The organism is Frankia sp. AiPs1, from assembly GCF_023716945.1.
Lineage (GTDB): Bacteria > Actinomycetota > Actinomycetes > Frankiales > Frankiaceae > Frankia.
The window spans coordinates 1-520 of the sequence record NZ_JAMQQF010001193.1 but is presented as its reverse complement, the minus strand read 5'-3'; the positions used below and the strand labels follow the sequence as shown (position 1 = coordinate 520).

Sequence of the window (520 nt, the reverse complement as noted above, 5' to 3'; positions counted from 1 at the left end):
GCGAGCAGCTCGGCGAGGTCGGCGTCGCCCAGGCCGCCCGGCGGGGTGCCGAGGCGGGCGGCGACGGAGACGCGCCGCTGCACGCCCGCGTTCACCGGGGCGCTCAGGCCGTGCAGGCGGGCCAGCAGGACGATCTCGCCGTTGAGGAAGTCCGATTCGACCGAGCCGCCGCGGGCGAGGCTCTGCCAGGTGGAGCTGCCCTGGCGCGGGAAGCCGGGGATGTCGTGGATGACGAGCTCGCGCACGTCGAACCCGCCGTCCTGGCGCAGGTCGGCGATCTCGATGCCGGCGGCGTCGAACGCCCGGCGCGCCTCGGCGACGAGTTCGGCGGAGGCGGCGTCGCGCCGCGGGCTCGGCGGGTAGAGCGCGTCGAGGTTGTAGGCGAGGTTGCCCAGCAGCTTGCCGGCCTTCCAGCGGCCGATGTCGTCGACGATCCGCACGGCGCCCCGCGGCGCAGGTCGGCGGCGATCGCCTCGACGACCGGGTCGCCGACGCCGCCGCCGGGCGCGCGGCCCAGCAG

Annotated in this window: 1 pseudogene; it reads right to left on the bottom strand. The window is 77.1% G+C overall.

The annotated features are described in order from the left end of the window. Positions 1-520 (bottom strand): annotated as a pseudogene (locus ND748_RS33600) (ketopantoate reductase family protein); the annotation flags it as partial.